22 protein-coding genes are annotated in these 22352 nt (G+C 57.8%); 15 read left to right on the top strand and 7 right to left on the bottom strand.

What is annotated here, in order from left to right; all coding sequences use genetic code 11:
• Positions 1 to 87 precede the first annotated feature (87 nt).
• On the bottom strand, positions 88 to 1557 hold the full coding sequence (gene modF, locus B3B59_RS18210; protein ID WP_286809679.1) for a molybdate ABC transporter ATP-binding protein ModF: 1470 nt from the start codon (positions 1555 to 1557) through the stop codon (positions 88 to 90).
• A gap of 67 nt (positions 1558 to 1624) precedes the next feature.
• Entirely contained in the window at positions 1625 to 2413 is a 789-nt protein-coding gene (gene modE / locus B3B59_RS18205) for a molybdenum-dependent transcriptional regulator (RefSeq protein ID WP_286809677.1), read from the bottom strand.
• Positions 2414 to 2541: 128 nt separating this feature from the next.
• Between modE and B3B59_RS18200 the strand changes: the two genes are divergently transcribed.
• The 4 genes from B3B59_RS18200 to modC all read left to right on the top strand — a co-directional run bounded on the left by B3B59_RS18200 (position 2542) and on the right by modC (position 5393).
• On the top strand, positions 2542 to 2691 hold the full coding sequence (locus B3B59_RS18200; RefSeq protein WP_040076505.1) for an AcrZ family multidrug efflux pump-associated protein: 150 nt from the start codon (positions 2542 to 2544) through the stop codon (positions 2689 to 2691).
• Between the two features lie 179 nt (positions 2692 to 2870).
• Positions 2871 to 3647, top strand: a complete 777-nt coding sequence (gene modA, locus B3B59_RS18195) for a molybdate ABC transporter substrate-binding protein (RefSeq protein ID WP_046886959.1) — start codon at positions 2871 to 2873, stop codon at positions 3645 to 3647.
• Positions 3644 to 4333, top strand: a complete 690-nt coding sequence (modB, locus tag B3B59_RS18190) for a molybdate ABC transporter permease subunit (protein ID WP_046886958.1) — start codon at positions 3644 to 3646, stop codon at positions 4331 to 4333. The genes modA and modB overlap by 4 nt, the downstream gene beginning before the upstream one ends.
• 1 nt (position 4334) lies before the next feature.
• Entirely contained in the window at positions 4335 to 5393 is a 1059-nt protein-coding gene (modC, locus tag B3B59_RS18185; protein ID WP_046886957.1) for a molybdenum ABC transporter ATP-binding protein ModC, read from the top strand.
• On the opposite strand, the gene B3B59_RS18180 is transcribed toward modC, so the two are convergent.
• The gene (locus B3B59_RS18180) at positions 5394 to 6212 is read right to left on the bottom strand and encodes a pyridoxal phosphatase (protein ID WP_286809676.1); all 819 of its coding nucleotides are present in this window, start codon (positions 6210 to 6212) and stop codon (positions 5394 to 5396) included.
• 148 nt (positions 6213 to 6360) lie between these two features.
• Here B3B59_RS18180 and pgl point away from each other — a divergent pair, with 148 nt between their 5' ends.
• Positions 6361 to 7356 carry a 6-phosphogluconolactonase gene (pgl, locus tag B3B59_RS18175; RefSeq protein WP_040076500.1) on the top strand — a complete coding sequence of 332 codons (996 nt, stop codon included), beginning with the start codon at positions 6361 to 6363 and terminating at the stop codon, positions 7354 to 7356.
• Positions 7357 to 7792: 436 nt separating this feature from the next.
• Positions 7793 to 7882 (top strand): hypothetical protein, encoded by a 90-nt coding sequence (locus B3B59_RS18170; RefSeq protein ID WP_154298954.1) that lies wholly within the window; start codon positions 7793 to 7795, stop codon positions 7880 to 7882.
• 56 nt (positions 7883 to 7938) lie between these two features.
• Here the strand turns inward: B3B59_RS18170 and B3B59_RS18165 are convergent, their stop codons facing one another.
• The gene (locus B3B59_RS18165) at positions 7939 to 9222 is read right to left on the bottom strand and encodes a putative acyl-CoA thioester hydrolase (RefSeq protein ID WP_286809674.1); all 1284 of its coding nucleotides are present in this window, start codon (positions 9220 to 9222) and stop codon (positions 7939 to 7941) included.
• 224 nt (positions 9223 to 9446) lie between these two features.
• Here B3B59_RS18165 and hutI point away from each other — a divergent pair, with 224 nt between their 5' ends.
• The 5 genes from hutI to hutH all read left to right on the top strand — a co-directional run bounded on the left by hutI (position 9447) and on the right by hutH (position 15715).
• Complete coding sequence (gene hutI / locus B3B59_RS18160) at positions 9447 to 10670, top strand: imidazolonepropionase (protein WP_286809673.1); 1224 nt, start codon at positions 9447 to 9449, stop codon at positions 10668 to 10670.
• Complete coding sequence (gene hutG, locus B3B59_RS18155; RefSeq protein ID WP_286809672.1) at positions 10667 to 11605, top strand: formimidoylglutamase; 939 nt, start codon at positions 10667 to 10669, stop codon at positions 11603 to 11605. Before hutI ends, hutG begins: the two co-directional genes overlap by 4 nt.
• 42 nt (positions 11606 to 11647) lie before the next feature.
• Positions 11648 to 12382 carry a histidine utilization repressor gene (locus tag B3B59_RS18150; RefSeq protein WP_263617890.1) on the top strand — a complete coding sequence of 245 codons (735 nt, stop codon included), beginning with the start codon at positions 11648 to 11650 and terminating at the stop codon, positions 12380 to 12382.
• Positions 12383 to 12509: 127 nt separating this feature from the next.
• Positions 12510 to 14198 (top strand): urocanate hydratase, encoded by a 1689-nt coding sequence (gene hutU / locus B3B59_RS18145; RefSeq protein ID WP_286809671.1) that lies wholly within the window; start codon positions 12510 to 12512, stop codon positions 14196 to 14198.
• Complete coding sequence (gene hutH / locus B3B59_RS18140) at positions 14195 to 15715, top strand: histidine ammonia-lyase (RefSeq protein ID WP_286809670.1); 1521 nt, start codon at positions 14195 to 14197, stop codon at positions 15713 to 15715. The genes hutU and hutH overlap by 4 nt, the downstream gene beginning before the upstream one ends.
• Before the next feature lie 31 nt (positions 15716 to 15746).
• Here hutH and B3B59_RS18135 read toward each other — a convergent pair whose 3' ends face one another.
• Together B3B59_RS18135 and bioA are read right to left on the bottom strand one after the other, a co-directional pair.
• The gene (locus B3B59_RS18135) at positions 15747 to 16223 is read right to left on the bottom strand and encodes a kinase inhibitor (RefSeq protein ID WP_046886949.1); all 477 of its coding nucleotides are present in this window, start codon (positions 16221 to 16223) and stop codon (positions 15747 to 15749) included.
• Between the two features lie 70 nt (positions 16224 to 16293).
• A complete protein-coding gene (gene bioA, locus B3B59_RS18130) occupies positions 16294 to 17583 on the bottom strand; it encodes an adenosylmethionine--8-amino-7-oxononanoate transaminase (protein ID WP_414671911.1) in 1290 nt (429 codons plus the stop codon).
• Positions 17584 to 17671: 88 nt separating this feature from the next.
• Here bioA and bioB point away from each other — a divergent pair, with 88 nt between their 5' ends.
• Genes bioB through bioD form a run of 4 tightly spaced genes read left to right on the top strand, consistent with a single transcriptional unit; the run spans position 17672 to position 21314 of the window.
• The gene (bioB, locus tag B3B59_RS18125) at positions 17672 to 18712 is read left to right on the top strand and encodes a biotin synthase BioB (RefSeq protein WP_040076491.1); all 1041 of its coding nucleotides are present in this window, start codon (positions 17672 to 17674) and stop codon (positions 18710 to 18712) included.
• On the top strand, positions 18709 to 19866 hold the full coding sequence (gene bioF / locus B3B59_RS18120) for an 8-amino-7-oxononanoate synthase (RefSeq protein WP_040076490.1): 1158 nt from the start codon (positions 18709 to 18711) through the stop codon (positions 19864 to 19866). The genes bioB and bioF overlap by 4 nt, the downstream gene beginning before the upstream one ends.
• The gene (gene bioC / locus B3B59_RS18115; RefSeq protein ID WP_286809669.1) at positions 19850 to 20605 is read left to right on the top strand and encodes a malonyl-ACP O-methyltransferase BioC; all 756 of its coding nucleotides are present in this window, start codon (positions 19850 to 19852) and stop codon (positions 20603 to 20605) included. The genes bioF and bioC overlap by 17 nt, the downstream gene beginning before the upstream one ends.
• Positions 20598 to 21314: a dethiobiotin synthase gene (bioD, locus tag B3B59_RS18110; RefSeq protein WP_212477374.1), complete on the top strand. Its 717-nt coding sequence runs from the start codon at positions 20598 to 20600 to the stop codon at positions 21312 to 21314. Before bioC ends, bioD begins: the two co-directional genes overlap by 8 nt.
• Here the strand turns inward: bioD and B3B59_RS18105 are convergent.
• Complete coding sequence (locus tag B3B59_RS18105) at positions 21262 to 21978, bottom strand: ABC transporter ATP-binding protein (RefSeq protein ID WP_040076487.1); 717 nt, start codon at positions 21976 to 21978, stop codon at positions 21262 to 21264. The two genes, bioD and B3B59_RS18105, sit on opposite strands and share 53 nt — an antisense overlap.
• Positions 21979 to 22352: the final 374 nt, after the last annotated feature.

Genomic DNA, 22352 nt, shown 5'->3' with positions numbered 1-22352 from the left:
TTCAGACGATTGTAAATCAATAAGATAGGTTTGTATTGATGCAGGTTATCTGAAAAAGCAGGGGGCAGTGCCCCCTGGAAGAGGGGGTCAGACTGGACCAATGGCGTAGCGATAGCTCTCGCCATCCGGCACAAACTCCAGCCTGTGAGTAATACAGGAGGGTGCATCTTCCGCATGATGAGAAACAAACAGCAACTGCGTTTCCCCTTCGCTGATCAGGATATCGACAAAGCGGCGAATTAACTGGCGGTTCAGCGGATCCAGCCCCTGTAAGGGTTCATCCAGAATCAGCAAGGTAGGGTGTTTAACCAGCGCGCGGACAATCAACGCCAGCCGCTGCTGCCCCCAGGAGAGGCTGCTGAACGGGGCATCCGCCATCCGGTTATCCATACCAAGAATATCGAGCCATGACTGTGCCAGCTTGTGCTGCCTGTCAGATACCGCCTGATAAATGCCAATGGAGTCAAAATAACCCGACAGAATCACGTTGCGCACCGTGGTGCTGACGCGGTAATCCAGATGCAGGCTGCTGCTGACATAGCCGATATGCTTTTTGATATCCCAGATGGTTTCACCGCTACCGCGGCGGCGGCCAAACAGGGTGAGATCGTTGCTGTAGCCCTGCGGATGATCGCCGGTAATCAGGCTGAGCAGGGTTGATTTACCGGCACCGTTTGGCCCGGTTATCTGCCAGTGTTCGCCGGGGTTTACCGTCCAGCTGAGGTCGTTGAGGATAGGGCGGTCGTTATAAGAGACGACGCCGTGATTGAGCACAATGCGTGGTCGATCGTGCGCCAGCTCCTGGCGGGCTGCAGGGGCGTCCGGCTCAGGCAGTGTCAGGTTGTTCAGATTCTCACTATGTGCCAGCTGGGCAATAAGGGCCTGTTGCAGGAGCTCGGCTTTCGCGCCGACGTCGGTCAGGGTGCAATCGGCCAGCACGCCCGCAAATTGCACAAACGCCGGGATTTCATCAAAGCGATTGAGCACCAGCACGATGGTGTACCCCTGCCGATTCAGCGAGGCCAGCAGAAGGGCAAGCTGTTCGCGTGATTTCACGTCCAGGCCGTCAAAGGGTTCATCCAGAATCAACAGTTCCGGCTCGGCCATCAGGGCCTGACAGAGAAGGGTCTTGCGGGTTTCGCCCGTGGAGAGGTATTTGAAGCGGCGTTCCAGAAGCGCCGTTATCCCAAATTGCTCGGCCAGCAGGCGGCAGCGCGCCTCGTCTTTAACCTCATCCTGAATAATCTCGGCAGTGGTGCGGCCGGTATCCTCTTCGCCGGGGCTGAGGAGATCGGTATTGTTACGCTGCCACTCGTCACTGACCAGCTTTTGCAACTGTTCGAAGGAGAGACGTGTCAGACGGGTAAAGGTAGAACGTCTCTCGCCTTGCAGCTGCGTCAGCTCGCCTGCCAGCGCGCGTGCCAGAGCAGATTTACCGCTGCCGTTACTGCCAACAAAAGCCCAGCTTTCGCCAGCGTTGAGCGTGAAATCGGCAAGAGTAAGTTTACGTGTATCGCTAAGACGAAACGTGCCTTGCGAAATTTGCAATGATGACATGATGTATCCCGTTTTGTGCAGCAATTACCCTCAGGGATACTCATTGGGAAGACGAATGTCAATGCGCTTAGCACAACGTGGCGATAATCACCCGGTCAGCATTAAAATATGCGGTCACCTCAGTACCTTCCTCTAGATTCACTGCCTGGGAGTGAGGCAGCGTGGCGCAAAGGGTCTGACCATCGGGCAGCGCCATCAGCACTTCGCACTGTTCATCACCCCGGTCAATATGGGTGACGACGCCCTGAAGCTGATTATCGGCCTGAAGCGCGTCTGTCGGATCCCGGGTGATATTGACCCAGGGTGCTTTTAGCAACACCAGCACCTCCTTTCCTTCCTCCAGAGCCAGGCGTTTGCCGCTCTGGGCCGTAATAGCCACCTTCAGCCGCGTGGTGCCATCAGCGAGTAAAATCGCCACATGCTGCTGGACAGGATCGTGATCGCGAGCGGTAACGGTGCCAAACCATTGATTGCGGGCGCTGGTCTGCAGTGAGAAGCGTGAAATGGCGGCAAGAAGGCTATCGAGAGGCAGGGCATCGTCATGGCTCAGCACGTCAAAGGCTTTTTGCTGGATCTGCCCCAGCAGTTCATAAAGCTCAATTAAGCGTTGACCATAGCGCGTAAGATGGGCCCCGCCGCCGCCTTTACCGCCGGTGGCGCGTTCAACCAGCATCTGCTCGCTCAGGGCGTTCATCTCATTGATGGCATCCCAGGCACTTTTATAACTGATCCCCGCATTCTTCGCGCCCTGGCTAATAGAGCCGGTTTGCGCTATCTGTTTAAGCAGAGCAATACGGCGTGGATCGGCAAAAAGTTTTTGCTGAAGACGTAGGGTGAGAAGAATTTCGGCCTGCATAACAGTGTCCTGGCAAAAAGCGTATTGTGACGCAATTCAGGGGAGTCGCAAACTGTACCGCACAAAAGGGGATGTATTTCTCGCTTTAACGGTTAGAATATGGCAATTCACATTGTCTGGAGAAACCCATGTTAGAGTTGTTGAAAAGTCTGGTGTTCGCCGTGATCATGGTACCAGTGGTGATGGCTATCATCCTCGGTGCAATCTACGGCCTGGGTGAAGTGTTCAACGTGTTTTCCAACATCGGACACAGAAAGCAGCCTAAAAAACAGCATTAATTCCCGTTAAAACGCCCGGCTTGTCCGGGCGTTTTGCTCTCAAGTTTGCCTCTTCCACGCCGATATTATCTTTAGCATCACATTCATTTACTCATTAAGCGGTACGATTTAAGGCTGGGAAAACCCTGTGGCAATCGTTATATTCTTAAGTATATAACGACATGCAAAAGGAGTTACAGATGGCACGTACAGGCTTAGGCTTTTTCGCAGGGGCAGCGCTGGTATTAACCGTAAGCGGACATGCACTGGCAGACGAAGGTAAAATTACCGTTTTCGCTGCCGCTTCGCTAACGAATGCCATGCAGGATATTGCTGCTGAGTATAAAAAAGAGAAAAACGTCGAGGTGGTTTCATCCTTTGCCTCTTCCTCAACGCTGGCCCGCCAGATTGAGGCGGGCGCGCCTGCGGATCTCTTTATCTCTGCGGATCAGAAATGGATGGACTATGCGGTGCAGAAGAAATCAATCGACACCGCCAGTCGGACAACGTTACTGGGGAATAGCCTGGTCGTCGTGGCGCCTAAAACAAGCCCACAGGGCGATATGACAATCAATAAAGAGACGCCCTGGGCCAGCCTGCTGAAAGACGGACGTCTGGCGGTTGGCGATCCGGAACATGTTCCTGCGGGTATCTACGCGAAAGAGGCGCTGCAGAAACTGGGCGCATGGGATACGCTCTCGCCAAAGCTGGCGCCGGCGGAAGATGTTCGTGGCGCACTGGCGCTGGTGGAGCGTAACGAAGCGCCCCTGGGCATTGTTTATGGCTCCGATGCCGTTGCCGGTAAAGGGGTAAAAGTCGTCGGGACCTTCCCGGAAGACTCGCACAAAAAAGTGGAATATCCTGTTGCCATCGTTGATGGACATAAAAACGCGACGGTCAGCGCCTTTTACGATTATCTGAAAGGGCCGCAGGCGTCGGCAATCTTTAAACGCTATGGATTTACGACTCACGAATGATTTTGACCGATCCCGAATGGCAGGCCGTGCTGCTGAGCCTGAAAGTCTCCTCCCTCGCGGTTGTGTTTAGTCTGCCCTTTGGGATCTTCTTTGCCTGGCTACTGGTTCGCTGCACCTTTCCCGGTAAGGCGCTTCTCGATAGCCTGATCCATCTGCCGCTGGTGTTACCGCCCGTGGTTGTGGGCTATTTACTGCTCATTGCGATGGGCCGACGCGGCATCATTGGTGAATGGCTATATGACTGGTTTGGGCTGACCTTCGCCTTCAGCTGGCGCGGTGCGGTGCTGGCGGCGGCGGTGATGTCCTTCCCGTTGATGGTCCGCGCCATCCGTCTGGCGCTGGAGGGGGTGGATCGTAAACTGGAGCAGGCCGCCTGTACTCTGGGGGCCGGACGCTGGCGAGTTTTATTCACCATCACGCTCCCCCTGACCCTGCCCGGAATTATCGTCGGCACGGTACTGGCCTTTGCGCGTTCGCTGGGCGAGTTTGGTGCCACCATCACTTTCGTTTCCAATATTCCAGGTGAAACCCGCACGCTGCCGTCTGCCATGTATACCTTAATCCAGACGCCAGGTGGCGAAGGTGCCGCCGCGCGACTCTGTATTATCTCCATTGTGCTGGCTATTGTCTCGCTGCTGGTGTCGGAATGGCTGGCACGTTTGAGCCGTGAACGGATGGGGAACTGAAATGCTGGAACTTAATTTTAGCCAGACGCTGGGCGAACACTGTCTGACCATCAACGAAACCCTGCCAGCACGGGGTATTACGGCGATTTTTGGTGTGTCGGGGGCGGGCAAAACCTCGCTGATTAACGCCATCAGCGGCCTGACACGACCTCAGAGCGGGCGCATTGTGCTGAATGATCGGGTGCTCAACGACGCAGAACAGCGTATCTGGTTGTCACCGGATAAGCGCCGTATTGGGTACGTTTTCCAGGATGCCCGGCTCTTTCCGCACTATAAGGTTCGGGGCAATTTGCGCTACGGCATGGCGAAAAGCATGGCCGGACAGTTCGATAAACTGGTTGCGCTGCTGGGAATTGAGCACCTGCTCGACCGTCTACCCTCCTCTTTATCGGGGGGCGAAAAACAGCGTGTGGCCATCGGTCGCGCATTGCTCACCGCGCCGGAACTGCTCCTGCTGGACGAGCCGCTGGCCTCTCTCGATATTCCGCGTAAGCGCGAACTGCTACCCTATCTGCAGCGACTGGCGCGTGAAATCAATATCCCGATGCTCTACGTCAGCCACTCGCTGGAGGAGATCCTCCACCTGGCCGATAACGTGCTGGTGCTGGAAAACGGTAACGTGAAGGCGTTTGGTCCTCTGGAGGAGGTGTGGGGCAGTAGCGTCATGCATCCGTGGTTGCCGGCAGAACAGCAGAGCAGCATTCTGAGGGTCAGCGTTCTTGAACATCACCCGCACTATGCCATGACCGCGCTGGCGCTCGGCGATCAACACCTCTGGGTGAATAAGCTAGATAAACCGCTACAGGCCAATTTGCGCATCCGCATTCAGGCTTCAGACGTCTCGCTGGTCCTGCAACCGCCGGTACAGAGCAGTATTCGTAATATCCTGCGAGCAAAAGTCGCCCAATGCTATGACGATAACGGGCAGGTAGAAGTGCAGCTGGAGATTGCCGGTAAGACGCTCTGGGCGCGTATCAGCCCCTGGGCCAGGGATGAACTTAGCATTAAGCCTGGCCTGTGGCTGTACGCGCAGATTAAGAGCGTGTCGATTACAACCTGATCAAATCAGGTTGCTGTAAATAAACTGGGCGATGCTGTCGCGCGTGTTATCGCCGATAACGACGTTGGCGCGCGCCTTCACCGCCTCGTCAGCATTGCCCATCGCCACACCGGTGCCTGCAGCTTCTAACATGCTGATGTCGTTATAATTATCGCCAAAGGCAATAACATCCTGCATCGACCAGCCCTGGGACTCGACATACTGCGTCAGGCGCTTACCTTTGCTGTTGCCTTTGCGGGCAATATCCACCTGATCGTGCCAGGACCACTCACACTCCAGCCCCAGCGTGTTTTCAACGAGTTTAGCAAAATCATTCAGCTTGATGGTGTCTTCATCGGTCAGGGCAAATTTCCAGATGGCAGAGACCTCCCGGGCCGCCTGCGCCAGCGAAGCTACCTGCGTAAACACCGGGCGTTGCGCCTCTGGCAGAGATTGCGCCCAGGCACGGGTGCGAATCACGTGGCCGGTAGGGCGCTCATACAGCATGGCTTCGTCAACGTACATCAGACCGTGAACGTTATGTTCATCAAGCAGTGTAATCAGCTGTTGTGCCTGCGCAACCGGGAGCGGATCCGATTCGAGAACCTTTTTTGCATGATAATCATACAAATAAGTGCCATTACAACAAATTGCAGGTGTATCTAAAGCCAGTGCCTGATAAAAAGGATGAATAGCAACGTGATGACGACCCGTCACAATAATGAGTTGATAACCCGCTTCGCGCGCGCGTTGTAGCGCTTCGAGCGAAGAGGGGAGCAGGGTTTTTTGCGGGGTAAGTAACGTACCGTCTAAATCCAGTGCAATCACGCGAGAGGTCATTTGTTATTCCGGTTAATGATGAAAAACAGATTGCTGAGATGGTACACCGCGAGACGATCGCTGCAAAATTCCTGGCTAAAATTCAGCATCTACCGTTAAACGATCATCCTTGTACATTACTTTCACGCGCAGTGAGGAAGGAGCATTCATGAAACAAACCGTTTATACCGCCAGTCCTGAAAGCCAACAGATCCATGTCTGGCGTCTGAACCCTGAAGGGTCACTCACCCTTGTTCAGGTTGTCGATGTGCCGGGGCAGGTTCAGCCGATGGTAATCAGTCCGGATAAACGTTTCCTGTACGTGGGTGTGCGTCCGGAATTCCGCGTGCTGGCCTACCGTATTGCACCTGAAGATGGTGCTCTTACCTATACCGCCGAAGCGGCACTGCCGGGCAGCCCGACGCATATCTCCACTGACCTGGAAGGGCGCTTCATCTTTAGCGGCTCCTATAACGCCGGTTGCGTCAGCGTGACGCGCCTGAACGACGGTATCCCGGGCGAAAGCGTAGACATGGTTGATGGGCTGGAAGGTTGCCACTCTGCCAATATCTCGCCAGATAATAAAACGCTGTGGGTGCCGGCGCTGAAGCAGGATCGAATCTGTCTTTTCACCCTGGGTGACGACGGTAAACTGGCGGCACAAAATCCGGCGGAAGTGACCACTGTGGAAGGTGCAGGCCCGCGTCATATGGTCTTCCACCCGAATCAGAAGTTCGCTTATGTGGTGAACGAGCTGAACGGCTCGGTAGACGTCTGGGCGCTGAGTGATGCCCACGGCAATATCGAATGTATCCAGACGCTGGATATGATGCCTGCAGATTTTACCGATACCCGCTGGGCGGCCGATATCCACATCACACCGGATGGACGTCACCTCTATGCCTGTGACCGTACGTCCAGCCTGATCACCATCTTCAGCGTGTCTGAAGATGGCAGCGTGCTGGCCGTGGAAGGTTTCCAGCCGACGGAAACTCAGCCGCGTGGCTTCAATATCGATCACACGGGCAAGTACCTGATCGCGGCGGGGCAGAAATCGCATCACATTGCGCTGTATGAAATTCAGGGTGAGCAGGGGCTGCTGGAAGAGAAAGGACGCTATGCCGTCGGCCAGGGCCCAATGTGGGTAGTGGTTAACGCGCAGTAACGCGTTAGAACGTCGCAATAAAAAAACCTCGCCAGTGCGAGGTTTTTTTATACCCGGTGGTGGCCGGATGTGCACATCAGCAAATACCAACCCGGTCATCGTAGTCTCATGAGTGAGTAAAGTAAAATAGTGCAAGCCAGGCGCTAAAAGCAGGTGTGGGTGCTACTGAATTGAATTGATTGCTATTTTTTCAATGAGTTTGATGAATTCTGATTTTGAGCTGGACTGTTTTTATATACAGATATTTATCGCTACAATCGCTGGGTTGGTGAGATGTGTAGCAGATCCGCAAAACAGGCACCTTTTTAAGTCCTGGCTGGCGGGTGGTGCCGTCAGTGCCTTAGCTGTGGAGCACATCAGCAAGCACCAACACCCACTGGCGACAGGCAGCGGAAAGGTAAGTCAGTGGCAGTGCTCCTGACCAAAGGAGTGGCGTGTGAGCTTTACAGGATGGTGTATTCTGATCCTGCAACTCATGGTTGCGATACTGCAACTGCTGGACGCGTATCTACAGACGGTTGCCTGACGCTTCCAGGCGCAGCATAAAGGGGGAGTTGCTCCCCCTTTTTGCTAATACCGCCGTTACTGCTTCGGTTCGGTGACGATTTTGCTACCTACACCGCGGTTGTTGTATTCCCACATGCGATTGAAGTTAGCGTCGTTCAGGTTGCGCTGTACATTGCCTTTATCATCAACGGTACCCGTGTTGCCAGCATAAGGGCGCTGAGAGATCGCCGCATTAGCCCAGGGTTTCGCCATGTTGAAGCCTTCGTTGATGACGCTATCGCGAATGACGACCTGGCCATTCGAGTTGGCATCGGCATCCAGAGCGCGGCCGAGCTGCGCGACGCCGTCCCCGGCAGCCGTAAAGCGACTATTTACCGCCAGGAAGCCATAGAACATGTTCGACAGGGTGGCTGGGGCAAAGACGTAACCCTCTTTTTGGGTACGGGAATTCACCACGCGGAAGTCGGTGTTATCAAACACGACGGCGCCACGGCCTGCAACGATATCTACGTCACCTTCAATATAGCTATTGGTCACCAGCGTACGGGTCAGGCGGGTGTTCTGCAGCGTATTTTGCACACCGCTATTGGTCACAAAGAAGGTGTTCTGGCGACCCAGAATGTTCACCTTATCGATCTGCACCTGGTCGCCATCGCTACGCAGCGCCACGGCCTGGTGATTACCTGCATCTACGCTGTCGCCCAGATTGTTTTCGATGGTCAGGTTTTGCAGCTGCAGGCCATTGTTCTGTGACCAGAATACCGCAGAGCACATCACGCCAACGGTGGCGCTTTGCTTGCTCTGGCAGCGATCAAACATATACCACGCCGGTTTACCTGGCATGTATTTACCGCCCGGATTCACCAGATGGCGCCAGGTGGCGGTGTCGATTTCAGAATCGATCGGCAGGCCAATTTTCACATCAGCAGGTTTTTCACCCATACCGTACAGCGTCACGCTGCCCGGCGCAGCCGGAACATAGACGGTCCCTTCGTACTCGCCAGGCATGATGGCGATGTACTGACGAGAGCTGCTGTGTTTGGCAATGGCAGCATCAACGGCGGCCTGAATAGAGGTATGAGTCACCCCCTGAGTTCCCGCCGGGCCTACCACGAAATTCGGTTGTGCTGGCAGACGAATGGCATACGGCTTCCACGGCGCGGCATCAGGATTCATGGCGGTGAAATAGCGCGCCTGCTGGAAGTTCTTCGCTTCTTCAGCAGAGAGAACAGGACGGGAAGCGGTGCCAGGGGCCGCCTGTTCAGACGGAAGCTGGTCTGGTGGCGTTGAGCTACATGCGGACAAGGTCATGCCAAAAGCCAGTGCCAGCGCCAGACGGTAGTGGCTGGAAATATTCAAGGGAAAGCTCCTTGCTGTGCGAATCAAATGGGGATAACGGAAATAGCCTGCTTTTTTATACTAAGTTGGGCGAAACGGGAAGATGAAACGGCAAAAATTGACTTTTTATTCCCAGGCTTAGCGGGAAAATCGTCACAAACTGATAACAATATCGGTAAAGGCGATTGACAGTGGGCCGGGAATGAAAATAAATGTCTATACAACCCATGACAAGTGGAAGCCTGATGTTGCAACTTCATCCTGACGACGTCATCTTGCGTAACGCGCGCCTCGCTACCCTGGATCCCGATAAGCCAGCCCCTTATGGCCTGATGGAAAAGCAGGCGTTAATCCTCCGCGGCGAAACGATTCTGGCGCTGATCCCGGACGCTGACCTGCCGGCTCATCTGCCTGGTCAGCATGACATGCAGGGGAGGCTGGTCACGCCGGGCTTAATCGACTGTCATACCCATCTAATCTTTGGCGGCAATCGTGCGGCGGAGTGGGAGCAGCGCCTGAACGGTGTCTCTTACCAAAGCATCAGCGCACAGGGCGGCGGGATTAATGCCACCGTGACCGCTACCCGCGACAGCACCCCGGAAGTGCTCTTCCAGCTTGCGCAGGCGCGACTTGTGCGCATGATGCGCGAAGGCGTAACGACGCTTGAGATTAAATCGGGGTACGGTCTGAACGATGAAGCCGAAGAGAAGCTCCTGCGCGTGGCGCAACGGCTTGCTCAACATCATCCCATTGAAATCAGCCCAACGCTGCTGGCGGCCCACGCGGTTCCGCAGGAATATCGCCAGCATCCCGACGGTTGGATTGACCACATCTGTCAGCACACGCTCCCCACGCTATGGCGAAAAGAGCTTTTCGAGGCGGTTGATGTTTTCTGTGAAACGGTCGGTTTCACCCCTACGCAAACTGAGCGGCTGTTCCAGGCGGCACAGCGGCTTGGGATACCGGTAAAAGGCCATGTCGAGCAGTTGTCGAATCTGGGTGGTACGGCGCTGGTGAGCCGCTATCACGGCTGGTCAGCGGATCATATCGAGTATCTGGACGAAGCCGGCGTGGCGGCGATGGCGCAAAGCGGCACCGTCGCCGTGTTGCTTCCGGGAGCATTCTATTTTCTGCAGGAGCGCCAGCGTCCCCCTGTCGAGCGGCTGCGCCAGCACGGCGTTCCCATGGCCGTCGCCACGGATTACAACCCGGGTACCAGCCCTTTCGCCAGCCTGCATCTGGCCATGAACATGGCCTGCGTCCAGTTTGGCCTGACCCCGGAAGAAGCCTGGGCAGGCGTGACGCGAAATGCCGCCCAGGCGTTAGGGCGTGGTTCTACACAGGGTCAGCTGAAAGCTGGATATAAAGCCGATCTGGCTATCTGGGACGCTGAAAGCCCCGTTGAAATGATCTACGAACCTGGCCGTAACCCGCTCTGGCAGAGGATATTCAGAGGACAAATACAATGAAGCTCTGGCAGCCTGTTTCCCCGGATATCTGGCAAGGGCGCGACGATCGTGCCGAGGCCAGCAACGCGCTGCGCCTGTTTCAAACCGTGCAGCAGAGCCCGACTTTCCAGCCAGGCCGGGAGGGGATTGCGCTGTTGGGTTTTTGCTGTGATGCCGGGGTTAAACGCAATCAGGGCAGGCCGGGCGCAGCAGAGGGGCCAAACGTCCTGCGTGCCGCACTGGCCAATATGGCGAGCTATGGCGGTCACGATCGTCTGACCGATCTGGGGAATATCACCGTAGAAGCCGATGCGCTGGAAGCGGCACAGCAGGCGCTCAGTGAGGCAGTGACCACCTGTCAGCAGGCGGGAATGCGCACTCTGGTGCTGGGGGGAGGACACGAAACCGCCTGGGGCCACGGCAAAGGGGTGCTGGACGCCTTCCCCAATGAGCGAGTGGTGATTGTGAATCTCGACGCCCATCTCGATTTACGCCAGGCAAGCCGCGCGACCTCGGGTACGCCGTTTCGCCAGTTGGCCCGTTACTGCAAGGCGCAGCAGCGCGATTTTGTCTATGCCTGCCTGGGTGCCAGTCGGGCAGCGAACACACAGGCTCTGTGGGACGAAGCGGCTCGTCTGAAGGTAACAGTGGTAGAAGATCTTGATTTTCAGCACGCGGCGTCAGACGCCGTGTCAAACCTGATTCAGCAGGCAGATCGTCTCTACCTGACGCTCGATCTCGATGTGCTGCCCGCCGGCGAAATGCCTGCGGTATCAGCGCAGGCAGCGCTGGGCGTGCCTGCGCGGGATCTGCTGCGGGTAATCGAACCGATTTGCCGCAGTGGCAAGCTGCAGGCGGTGGATCTGGTGGAGTTTAGCCCGCGTTTTGATCGCGAGGGGCAGGGGGCAAAGCTCGCGGCGCGGCTGGCGTGGCAAATTGCTCACTGGTGGGCGTAATACGCGGATATACTCGACATTTTTACGGCTTAAGGAATGGTTATGTTCACACGCGCTTCGCAGCGGCAAACTAACGCCCCGGCACCTTTTTACGAAAAGGTGAAACAGGCGATCAGCCATCAAATCGCCACGGGCGTCTGGCGGGCACACGATCGTATTCCATCCGAGGCGGAGCTGGTGGCGCAGTTCGGATTTAGTCGTATGACCATTAACCGCGCATTGCGGGAGCTTACCGACGAAGGGTTACTGGTCCGTCTGCAGGGTGTTGGCACCTTTGTGGCCGAACCTAAAGGGCAGTCGGCACTGTTTGAGATCCGCAGCATTGCCGACGAAATTGCCGCCCGTCAGCATCAGCACCGCTGTGAGGTGCTGCTGCTGGAGGAGACGCAAGCCTCTGCCCAGCAGGCCATGGCCCTGGATGTGAAAGAGGGCACGGCAATTTTTCACTCTCTGATGCTGCACTTCGAAAACGACGTCCCGGTGCAGATTGAGGATCGCTGCGTCAATGCGCTCAGGGTGCCGGCCTATTTAGAGCAAGATTATACCGCTACCACGCCGCATGCTTATCTGTCGCTGATTGCCCCGCTCACCGAAGGGGAACACATTGTCGAGGCTGTCCGTGCGACCCGGCAGGAGTGCGAACTGCTGCGCATCAAAGAACACGATCCCTGTCTGATGATCCGTCGACGGACCTGGTCGGCATCGAACATTGTCTCTCATGCGCGCCTGCTCTTCCCGGGCGACCGCTACCGGCTGCAAGGCCACTTTATGTCATAAGTTTTAAAAGCGTGATTGCTGACGCAATATAATAAAAATGTATATTTTTTGTTAAATCTCGCCTTGTGCGCACTTGTCTATACAAGTATATCTAATTGTATATTCTCTCCCCAATGAGGAGCACATCATGTCGACAGACAAGTATCGCCAGCAGACGGTGCGCGCACCCCGCGGCACCACCTTAACCGCAAAAAGCTGGCTCACCGAAGCCCCGCTGCGTATGTTAATGAATAACCTCGACCCCGATGTGGCCGAAAATCCGAACGAGCTGGTGGTTTACGGCGGTATCGGCCGCGCAGCGCGCAACTGGGACTGCTACGACGCTATTGTTGAGGCACTCACGCAACTCGACGCAGACGAAACCCTGCTGGTGCAATCCGGCAAGCCGGTAGGGGTATTCAAAACCCATTCCAACGCGCCACGTGTGCTGATTGCCAACTCCAACCTGGTACCCCACTGGGCGACCTGGGAACACTTTAACGAGCTGGATGCAAAAGGGCTGGCCATGTACGGCCAGATGACGGCGGGCAGTTGGATCTATATCGGCAGCCAGGGGATCATCCAGGGCACCTGGGAAACCTTCGTTGAAGCCGGACGCCAACACTATAACGGCTCCCTGAAAGGGCGCTGGATTCTTACCGCCGGACTGGGGGGAATGGGCGGGGCGCAGCCGCTGGCCGCCACCCTGGCAGGGGCCTGCTCACTCAATATTGAGTGTCAGCAGAGCCGCATCGATTTCCGTGTGCGTACCCGCTATGTGGATGAGCAGGCCGACACGCTGGACGACGCCCTGGCGCGCATCAAAAAATATACCGAAGAGGGCAAAGCCGTTTCGATCGCACTGTGCGCCAACGCGGCGGAGATCCTGCCTGAACTGGTGGCGCGCGGCGTGCGCCCGGACATGGTCACCGACCAGACCAGCGCCCATGACCCGCTGCACGGCTACCTGCCGAAAGGCTGGCGCTGGGATGAGTATCAGCAAAAAGCGCAGCAGGATCCCCAGGGCACCGTGCGGGCCGCGAAGCTCTCCATGGCAGAGCACGTCAACGCAATGCTGGCCTTCAGCCAGCAGGGCATCCCCACATTTGATTACGGCAATAACATCCGCCAGATGGCGAAGGAGATGGGTGTACAAAACGCCTTTGATTTCCCGGGCTTTGTCCCTGCCTATATTCGTCCACTTTTCTGCCGGGGTATCGGCCCGTTCCGCTGGGTGGCGCTCTCCGGCGATCCGCAGGATATCTATAAAACCGACGCCAAAGTGAAAGAGATTATCGCTGACGATGTCCACCTGCATCATTGGCTGGATATGGCCCGGGAACGTATTAACTTTCAGGGGCTTCCGGCGCGTATCTGCTGGGTCGGGCTGGAGTGGCGCCAGAAACTCGGCCTCGCGTTTAACGAAATGGTACGGAGCGGTGAAGTCTCCGCCCCTATCGTTATTGGCCGCGATCATCTCGATTCTGGCTCGGTTGCCAGCCCGAACCGCGAAACCGAAGCCATGCGTGACGGCTCCGACGCGGTCTCCGACTGGCCGCTGCTTAACGCATTACTGAACACGGCCAGCGGAGCGACCTGGGTCTCGCTGCACCACGGCGGCGGGGTGGGGATGGGCTTCTCCCAGCATGCCGGGATGGTCATCGTCTGTGACGGCAGCGATGACGCGGCCGCCCGTATCGCCCGCGTCCTGCATAACGATCCGGCCACGGGCGTGATGCGTCATGCAGACGCCGGATACGACATTGCGATTGATTGCGCCAGAGAGCAGGGACTCAACCTGCCGATGATCACCGCTCAACGAGGAGAGCACCGATGAATGCCTTTACGCTTAACCCCGGTACGCTAACTCTGGCCCAGCTTCGTCAGCTCTGGGGAAGCCCGATGCAGCTCACGCTCAGCGAGGCGGCATTTGGCGCCATTAATGAGAGCGTCGCCTGCGTTGAGGCGATTGTGGCAGAAGGGCGCACCGCCTATGGCATCAACACCGGTTTTGGCCTGTTGGCCCAGACGCGAATTGCCACGCATGACCTGGAAAACCTTCAGCGTTCGCTGGTGCTATCTCACGCCGCCGGCGTGGGGGAACCGCTCGACGATGCGATCGTGCGCCTGATGATGGTGCTAAAAATTAACAGCCTTGCCCGGGGATTTTCCGGTATCCGTCTCAGCGTGATTCAGGCGTTGATTGGGCTGGTCAATGCCGGCGTGTACCCGTGGATCCCGGCGAAGGGATCGGTGGGGGCCTCCGGCGATCTGGCCCCGCTGGCGCATATGTCGCTCACGCTACTGGGCGAGGGGAAAGCGCGTTACCGGGGAGAGTGGCTGCCTGCCCGCGAAGCATTGCAACAAGCAGGCCTGACGCCGGTGACGCTCGCGGCGAAAGAGGGGCTGGCGCTGCTTAACGGCACTCAGGCCTCCACCGCGTTTGCGCTGCGCGGCCTGTTTGAAGCAGAAGATCTCTTTGCCTCAGCGGTCGTCTGTGGCGCGCTCACCACCGAAGCGGTGCTCGGCTCGCGGCGTCCGTTTGATGCCCGTATTCACGACGTGCGTGGCCAGCGCGGGCAAATTGACGCCGCAGCGCTATACCGTCACCTCCTGACGGACACCAGCGCCATCGCTGAGTCGCACCATAACTGCGACAAAGTGCAGGATCCGTACTCCCTTCGCTGTCAGCCGCAGGTGATGGGCGCCTGCCTTACCCAGCTGCGTCAGGCGGCGGAGGTAATGCTGGTCGAGGCGAATGCGGTGTCCGATAACCCGCTGGTCTTTGCGCAGGAGAACGAGGTGGTCTCCGGAGGCAATTTCCACGCCGAGCCGGTGGCGATGGCCGCAGACAATATTGCTCTGGCGATTGCCGAAATCGGTGCGCTGGCTGAGCGGCGGATCGCGCTGATGATGGATAAACACATGTCGCAGTTGCCGCCCTTCCTGGTGCGCAACGGCGGGGTGAATTCCGGATTTATGATTGCCCAGGTAACCGCGGCGGCGCTGGCCAGCGAAAACAAAGCCTTGTCACACCCGCACAGCGTGGACAGTCTGCCCACCTCAGCGAATCAGGAAGATCACGTTTCAATGGCGCCTGCCGCAGGGCGGCGTTTATGGGAGATGGCCGGTAACACCCGTGGCGTGCTGGCAGTAGAGTGGCTGGCGGCCTGCCAGGGGATGGATCTGCGGGAGGGCTTAACGTCCAGTCCGCTGCTGGAGCAGGCACGACATACCCTGCGCGAGCAGGTGGCGCACTATGATGACGATCGGTTTTTTGCGCCAGACATTGATGCGGCGATTACGCTGCTGAGCCAGCGCAGCCTGGTGGGGCTGCTTCCGGCCATATTGTAACGATAAGCCCGGCGCAGAGCCGGGCAGATTTTTAGACATACATCGCCGTGATCGACGCGCTGCCCAGCGTGTGGAAATGCACGTTAAAGCCTACCATCGCGCCGCTTGCGCCTTCATCGACCTCGATTCGCTCTACGTCCAGCGCATGCACCGTGAAAATATAGCGGTGGGTTTCGCCCTTCGGCGGTGCCGCGCCGCCATAGCCCGCTTTACCAAAATCGGTACGGGTTTCAACTGCGCCTTCCGGCAGGGCCACCAGCGATGAGCCCGACCCCTGCGGCAACACGCGTGTATCGGCAGGCAGATTCGCCACGATCCAGTGCCACCAGCCTGAACCGGTAGGTGCATCCGGGTCATAGCAGGTGACTACAAAACTCTTCGTGCCCGCCGGCACCTCATCCCAGGCCAGGTGGGGGGAGATGTTATCGCCCTGATAACCCATGCCGTTAAAGACATGACGCTCCGGGAGTTTTTCGCCGTCGCGCAGATCCTGACTGATTAACTTCATACCGTTTCTCCGTAGTGAACTCTGCAAAAAGTGTAATGCAAAACGAGAGTACAAAACGTAACGCTATGGATTAAATCGCAAAATGTGCGGGATTGTGTACGGCATCCACCACCGCCGTGGTGAGCTTTTGCAACTGTTCAGGGCTGATCAGGTACGGCGGCATCAGATAGATGAGCTTACCAAACGGTCGGACCCACACGCCCCGTGCCACAAAGAAGCGTTGCAGCGCCGCCATATTGACCGGATGGTGCGTTTCAACCACGCCGATGGCGCCCAGCACCCGCACGTCAGCCACGTATTCGGACTCACGCGCCGCCGCCAGCGCTTGCGAAAGCTGCGTCTCGATAGCCGCAACCTGTGCTTGCCACTCGCCGCTCTCCAGCAGGGCCAGACTTTCACTCGCCACCGCACAGGCCAGTGGATTACCCATAAATGTCGGGCCGTGCATAAAGCAGCCCGCCTCACCCTCGCTGATGGTGTCGGCCACCTGACGGGTCGTAAGGGTGGCAGAAAGCGTCATGGTACCGCCGGTTATCGCCTTGCCCAGACAGAGAATATCCGGCGCGATCCCGGCATGGTCGCAGGCAAAGAGCTTACCGGTGCGGCCAAAGCCGGTGGCGATCTCATCGGCAATCAGCAAGATCCCCTCCCGGTCACACATTTTGCGAATACGTTTAAGCCATTCGGGATGATACATCCGCATACCGCCAGCGCCCTGGACGATAGGTTCGAGGATCACGGCGGCAATCTCATGACGGTGCGCCGCCATCAGGCGAGCAAAGCCGACCATATCTGCCTCATCCCATTCGCCATCGAAACGGCTTTGCGGGGCGGGTGCAAAGAGGTTTTCCGGCAGATAACCCTTCCACAGGCTGTGCATTGAGTTATCAGGATCGCAGACCGACATCGCGCCGAAGGTATCGCCGTGATAGCCGTTGCGGAAGGTGAGGAAACGCTGACGCGATTCGCCTTTGGCGTGCCAGTATTGCAGCGCCATTTTCATCGCCACCTCTACCGCCACCGAGCCGGAGTCGGCAAGAAACACGCACTCCAGCGCCTGCGGGGTCATGGCCACCAGCCGACGACAGAGATCCACGGCGGGCTGGTGGGTAATACCGCCGAACATGACATGAGACATCTGATCGATCTGCGCCTTCATCGCCGCGTTCAGACGCGGGTGATTGTAGCCATGAATGGCCGCCCACCAGGAAGACATTCCGTCCACCAGCAGCTCGCCGCTGGCGAGTTTCAGTTCGCAACCCTGCGCCGAGGCGACCGGGTAAACCGGTAACGGCTGGGTCATGGAGGTGTAAGGGTGCCAGATGTGGCGCTGATCGAAAGCGAGATCGTCCGTTGTCATAATCGACTTGTAAACCATTTTGAAAACATTTAGGTTTACAAGTATAAACCGAACCCACCCTGAACTAAACCCCTTTTGGAGATGCCCCATGGCTCACCAGACACGCTGGACGATGTCGCAAGTTACTGCATTATTTGAAAAACCCCTCCTTGAACTGCTGTTTGAAGCCCAGCAAATTCATCGTCAGCACTTCGATCCGCAGCAGGTGCAGGTCAGCACCTTGCTGTCGATTAAAACCGGCGCCTGCCCGGAAGATTGCAAATACTGCCCGCAAAGTGCGCGCTACAAAACTGGCCTGGAATCTGAACGTCTGATGGAAGTTGAACAGGTTCTGGAGTCAGCCCGTCAGGCGAAAAACGCAGGCTCCACCCGCTTCTGCATGGGGGCCGCCTGGAAGAACCCTCACGATCGCGATATGCCTTATCTGGAGCAGATGGTACAAGGCGTGAAGGCGATGGGGATGGAGGCCTGTATGACGCTGGGTACGCTGAACGAAACCCAGGCTCAGCGCCTGAGCGCGGCGGGGCTGGATTACTACAACCACAACCTCGACACCTCCCCGGAGTTTTACGGCAATATCATCACCACTCGCACCTATCAGGAGCGTCTCGACACCCTCGACAAGGTGCGCGATGCGGGCATCAAAGTCTGCTCGGGCGGGATCGTCGGTTTAGGCGAAACGGTGAAAGATCGTGCAGGTCTGCTGCTGCAGCTGGCCAACTTACCGACGCCGCCAGAGAGCGTGCCTATCAACATGCTGGTGAAGGTAAAGGGCACCCCGCTGGCCGATAACGATGACGTCGATGCGTTCGACTTTATCCGCACTATTGCCGTGGCGCGCGTGATGATGCCGACCTCCTGGGTACGTCTGTCCGCCGGTCGCGAGCAGATGAACGAACAGACCCAGGCGATGTGTTTTATGGCAGGGGCGAACTCCATCTTCTACGGCTGCAAGCTGCTGACCACCCCGAACCCGGAAGAGGACAAAGACGTTCAGCTGTTCCGTAAGCTGGGGCTCAATCCGCAGCAGACCGCGGTAGCCACGGGTGATATTGAGCAACAGCATCAGCTGGAGCAACAACTTTTCAACGCCGACACTGAACAGTTCTACAACGCGGCAACGGTATGACCTGGCAGCAACGGATCACCGCCGCCCTGGACGCACGCCGGGCGGCAGACGCGCTGCGCGTGCGCACGGTGGTAGAGAACGGCGCGGGCCGGTTTCTCACCCGCGACCAGCAGCGCTACTGCAACTTCTCCAGCAATGACTACCTCGGGCTGAGCCAACATCCTGAGGTTATTCGTGCCTGGCAGCAGGGGGCTGAGCAGTACGGTGTCGGCAGCGGCGGCTCGGGCCATGTCAGCGGCTATACCCGTGCGCATCAGGCACTGGAAGAACATCTGGCTGGCTGGTTAGGCTATCCACGTGCGCTGCTGTTTATCTCGGGCTTTGCGGCGAATCAGGCTCTCATCGCGGCCCTGCCGGGCAAAGCGGATCGGATCCTTGCCGACCGTCTGAGCCATGCTTCGCTGCTGGAGGCGGCCAGCCTCAGCCCGGCGCAGTTACGCCGCTTTGCGCACAACGATCCTGCGCAGCTGGCCGAATTGCTGGATAAACCCTGCGCCGGCCAACAGCTGGTTGTGACCGAGGGGATTTTCAGCATGGATGGCGACAGCGCGCCCTTAGCGGCGCTGGCCTCAGCTACCTGGCAGAGACAGGGCTGGCTGCTGGTGGACGATGCCCATGGGATCGGCATCACCGGCCCGGAAGGGCGGGGCAGCGCGGCTTGTCAGCAGGTCAAACCGGACCTGCTGGTCGTCACCTTCGGTAAAGGGGTGGGCGTCAGCGGCGCGGCGGTGCTGTGCAGCGAAGAAGTTGCCGATTATCTGCTGCAGTTTGCACGTCATCTCATCTACAGCACCAGCATGCCGCCTGCCCAGGCGGTCGCGCTGCTGACGGCGTTTAATCTCATTCGGGGTGAAGAGGGCGATGCCCGGCGACAAAAACTGGCACAGCATATTCAACAGTTCCGCCGTGGTGTGAAGGGTTTGCCGCTGCAGGTGACCCACTCGCACAGTGCCATTCAACCGCTTATTGTCGGCGAGAATGGCCGGGCGCTGAATCTGGCGCAGCAGCTCAGAAGCCAGGGCATTTGGGTGACGGCGATCCGACCGCCTACGGTGCCTGCGGGCACGGCGCGTTTGCGCCTGACCCTCACCGCCGCCCATAAAGCGGCAGATATCACGACGCTTCTGGAGGCGCTCCATGCCGCAAGTGAATAAACAGGCGATTGCCGCTGCCTTTGGCCGCGCGGCCCAGAGCTATGCTAACCATGACACGCTGCAGCGACACAGCGCGCAGGGGCTGCTTGCCCTGTTGGGGGACATCGCCCCCAGCCGGGTGCTGGATGCAGGCTGCGGTCCGGGCGGGAATAGCCGCGTTTGGCGCAGTCGGGGCTGCCACGTGACGGCGATGGATCTCAGCGCACCGATGCTTGAACAGGCCCGCAGCAACGAGGCCGCAGACGCCTACCTGCTGGGGGATATCGAGGCTATCCCGCTGGCGGATGCCGGTTTCGATCTGGTCTGGAGCCACCTGGCGGTACAGTGGTGCGCCAGCCTGCCGCAGGCGCTCGCCGAGCTCTACCGGGTGACGCGTCCTGGAGGGCAGGTGGCATTTACCACACTTCTGAACGACTCCCTGCCGGAGCTGAATCAGGCCTGGCGAGCGATAGATGACCGCGCCCACGCTAACCGCTTTTTAACGGCGCAGCAGCTCACAGAAGCCCTCTCTGGCTGGCGTTGCCGGGTAAAGCGTCAGACGGTCACTTTGCCGTTTGATGATGCCCTGCAGGCGATGCGCTCCCTGAAGGGGATTGGGGCCACCCATTTGCACGAAGGGCGTGCCGGTAAACTGCTGACCCGTAGAGCGTTACAGCAGTTAGCGCTGGCCTGGCCGCAGCAGAACGGAAAATTTCCGCTAACTTATCAACTCTTTCATGGAATTATCGAACGTGATTAACCGCTTTTTCGTCACCGGCACCGACACTGAGGTAGGCAAAACCGTTGCCAGCACCGCGCTGTTACAGGCAGCTTCCGCCCTGGGGTACCGTACGGCAGGTTACAAACCGGTTGCGTCGGGCAGCGAGATGACCGCAGAGGGGCTTCGTAACAGCGATGCGCTGGCATTACAGCACAACAGCAGCGTGGCGCTGCCCTACGATCGGGTGAACCCTTACACCTTTGCGGAGCCGACTTCCCCGCACATCGTCAGCGCTGACGAAGGGCGCCCCATCGATTTTTCGATCCTCTCTGCCGGCTTGCGTACCCTTGAACAGCAGGCCAACTGGGTGCTGGTAGAGGGGGCCGGGGGGTGGTTCACGCCACTCTCAGAGACACAGACTTTTGCCGACTGGGTAGTGACTGAGCAGTTGCCGGTGATCCTGGTGGTAGGGGTGAAACTGGGCTGTATTAACCACGCCATGCTGACCGCGAAGGCGGTAGAGCAGGCCGGACTCCGGCTGGCGGGCTGGGTGGCCAACGATGTCGTACCGCCGGGTAAACGCCACGCGGAGTATATGGCGTCGTTGACCCGGCTCATCCCCGCACCGCTGCTGGGCGAGATCCCCTGGCTGGGTGAGCACGGCGATACGGCAGAGGTGGGGCGCTATCTCTCCCTTAGCGCGCTGACGCCATCCAGTGGGCCAGCAGGGGATCGTCCAGCTCGCTAACGCGTCCCTGCGCAACGTTGCGCCCGCGATAGAGTAAACAAAAGCGATCCGCGACCCGGCGGATCAGCGACAGCTGCTGTTCTGCCAGTAAAACCGATAACCCTAACTCCCGGTTAAGCCGCACCAGCAGCTGCGCCAGCTTCACGGCGAACGACTGCCCCGGCCCGCGGCTGGGTTCATCCAGGATCAGCAGCCGGGGACGGGTCACCAGCGTATTCGCCAGCGCCAGCTGGTACTGCTCTGCCTCACCGATACCCGACGCGCGTAATCGGCGCAAAGGGTAGAGTTCCGGGAAGAGGTCGTAGATCTCGCCATTCATGGTGCCGCCCATGTCTCCCTTTGCCATCCGCGCAACCTGTAAGTTCTCCTCTACCGTCAGCTGTGAAAAGATGCGCCGCTCTTGCGGCACATAGCCAATGCCTAGCTGATGGCGCGTCTGCGCCGCCACGCCTAACAGATTGTAGGGAGGGGCGCCCGCCTCATGCCACACCATGCTGCCGCTGGCGACGGGCAGCAAACCCGCAATACAGTGGATCAGCGTGGTTTTCCCCATGCCGGGCAGGCCGACGATACCGGTACACACGCCGGGTGGCAGGTCGAGATCGACATTCCATAGCGTATGCTGATTCCCGTAGTACTGGTTAACGGCTCGGAGGCTCAACATCGTGTTTTCTCCTTAGGCTGGCGACGATGACCTGACATGTACTGCAAAACCCTTGCCACAGAGTCAGAAGAGGGCAAAAAACACCGTTTTTTCGGAACCCGCCGCAAAGTTTCTCCCTCAATCGCAGAAGATTGCACTGCCGCAGTGCCAGCCATGAAGAGTAATGGTGCAGCGCCTTTCTGCCGGGAGTGTGAGCAAGATCCCACCAATTTGCTCTGCCTTTTTTCGCTGAGGATCACCAAAATTTAGCGATAAAAAAAATTTCTTGCCGCGTTGGGTTAAAAAACCGGGAATTAGCAGAGCGGCGGCGGCTACGGGCTGGAATGAGTTATCCACTATTCCTGTGGATAACCTTGTGCATTAGAGTTAGAAAA

It is taken from the genome of Leclercia sp. UBA2479, assembly GCF_002341985.1.
In the GTDB taxonomy this organism is placed as follows: domain Bacteria; phylum Pseudomonadota; class Gammaproteobacteria; order Enterobacterales; family Enterobacteriaceae; genus Enterobacter; species Enterobacter pneumoniae.
Note: the sequence above shows the minus strand (reverse complement) of the source record. Positions and strands in the feature narration are given on the sequence as shown.

Bases quoted from the DNA above. Each gene is read 5' to 3' on its own strand.
- modA (WP_046886959.1), top strand. From the start codon at position 2,871: ATGGCACGTACAGGCTTAGGCTTTTTCGCAGGGGCAGCGCTGGTATTA.
- B3B59_RS18150 (WP_263617890.1), top strand. From the start codon at position 11,648: ATGTTCACACGCGCTTCGCAGCGGCAAACTAACGCCCCGGCACCTTTT.
- hutI (WP_286809673.1), top strand. From the start codon at position 9,447: ATGTTGCAACTTCATCCTGACGACGTCATCTTGCGTAACGCGCGCCTC.
- bioB (WP_040076491.1), top strand. From the start codon at position 17,672: ATGGCTCACCAGACACGCTGGACGATGTCGCAAGTTACTGCATTATTT.
- bioF (WP_040076490.1), top strand. From the start codon at position 18,709: ATGACCTGGCAGCAACGGATCACCGCCGCCCTGGACGCACGCCGGGCG.
- modC (WP_046886957.1), top strand. From the start codon at position 4,335: ATGCTGGAACTTAATTTTAGCCAGACGCTGGGCGAACACTGTCTGACC.
- B3B59_RS18135 (WP_046886949.1), bottom strand. From the start codon at position 16,223: ATGAAGTTAATCAGTCAGGATCTGCGCGACGGCGAAAAACTCCCGGAG.
- modE (WP_286809677.1), bottom strand. From the start codon at position 2,413: ATGCAGGCCGAAATTCTTCTCACCCTACGTCTTCAGCAAAAACTTTTT.
- hutG (WP_286809672.1), top strand. From the start codon at position 10,667: ATGAAGCTCTGGCAGCCTGTTTCCCCGGATATCTGGCAAGGGCGCGAC.
- B3B59_RS18180 (WP_286809676.1), bottom strand. From the start codon at position 6,212: ATGACCTCTCGCGTGATTGCACTGGATTTAGACGGTACGTTACTTACC.
- hutU (WP_286809671.1), top strand. From the start codon at position 12,510: ATGTCGACAGACAAGTATCGCCAGCAGACGGTGCGCGCACCCCGCGGC.
- bioA (WP_414671911.1), bottom strand. From the start codon at position 17,583: ATGACAACGGACGATCTCGCTTTCGATCAGCGCCACATCTGGCACCCT.
- B3B59_RS18200 (WP_040076505.1), top strand. From the start codon at position 2,542: ATGTTAGAGTTGTTGAAAAGTCTGGTGTTCGCCGTGATCATGGTACCA.
- hutH (WP_286809670.1), top strand. From the start codon at position 14,195: ATGAATGCCTTTACGCTTAACCCCGGTACGCTAACTCTGGCCCAGCTT.
- bioC (WP_286809669.1), top strand. From the start codon at position 19,850: ATGCCGCAAGTGAATAAACAGGCGATTGCCGCTGCCTTTGGCCGCGCG.
- modB (WP_046886958.1), top strand. From the start codon at position 3,644: ATGATTTTGACCGATCCCGAATGGCAGGCCGTGCTGCTGAGCCTGAAA.
- modF (WP_286809679.1), bottom strand. From the start codon at position 1,557: ATGTCATCATTGCAAATTTCGCAAGGCACGTTTCGTCTTAGCGATACA.
- pgl (WP_040076500.1), top strand. From the start codon at position 6,361: ATGAAACAAACCGTTTATACCGCCAGTCCTGAAAGCCAACAGATCCAT.
- B3B59_RS18105 (WP_040076487.1), bottom strand. From the start codon at position 21,978: ATGTTGAGCCTCCGAGCCGTTAACCAGTACTACGGGAATCAGCATACG.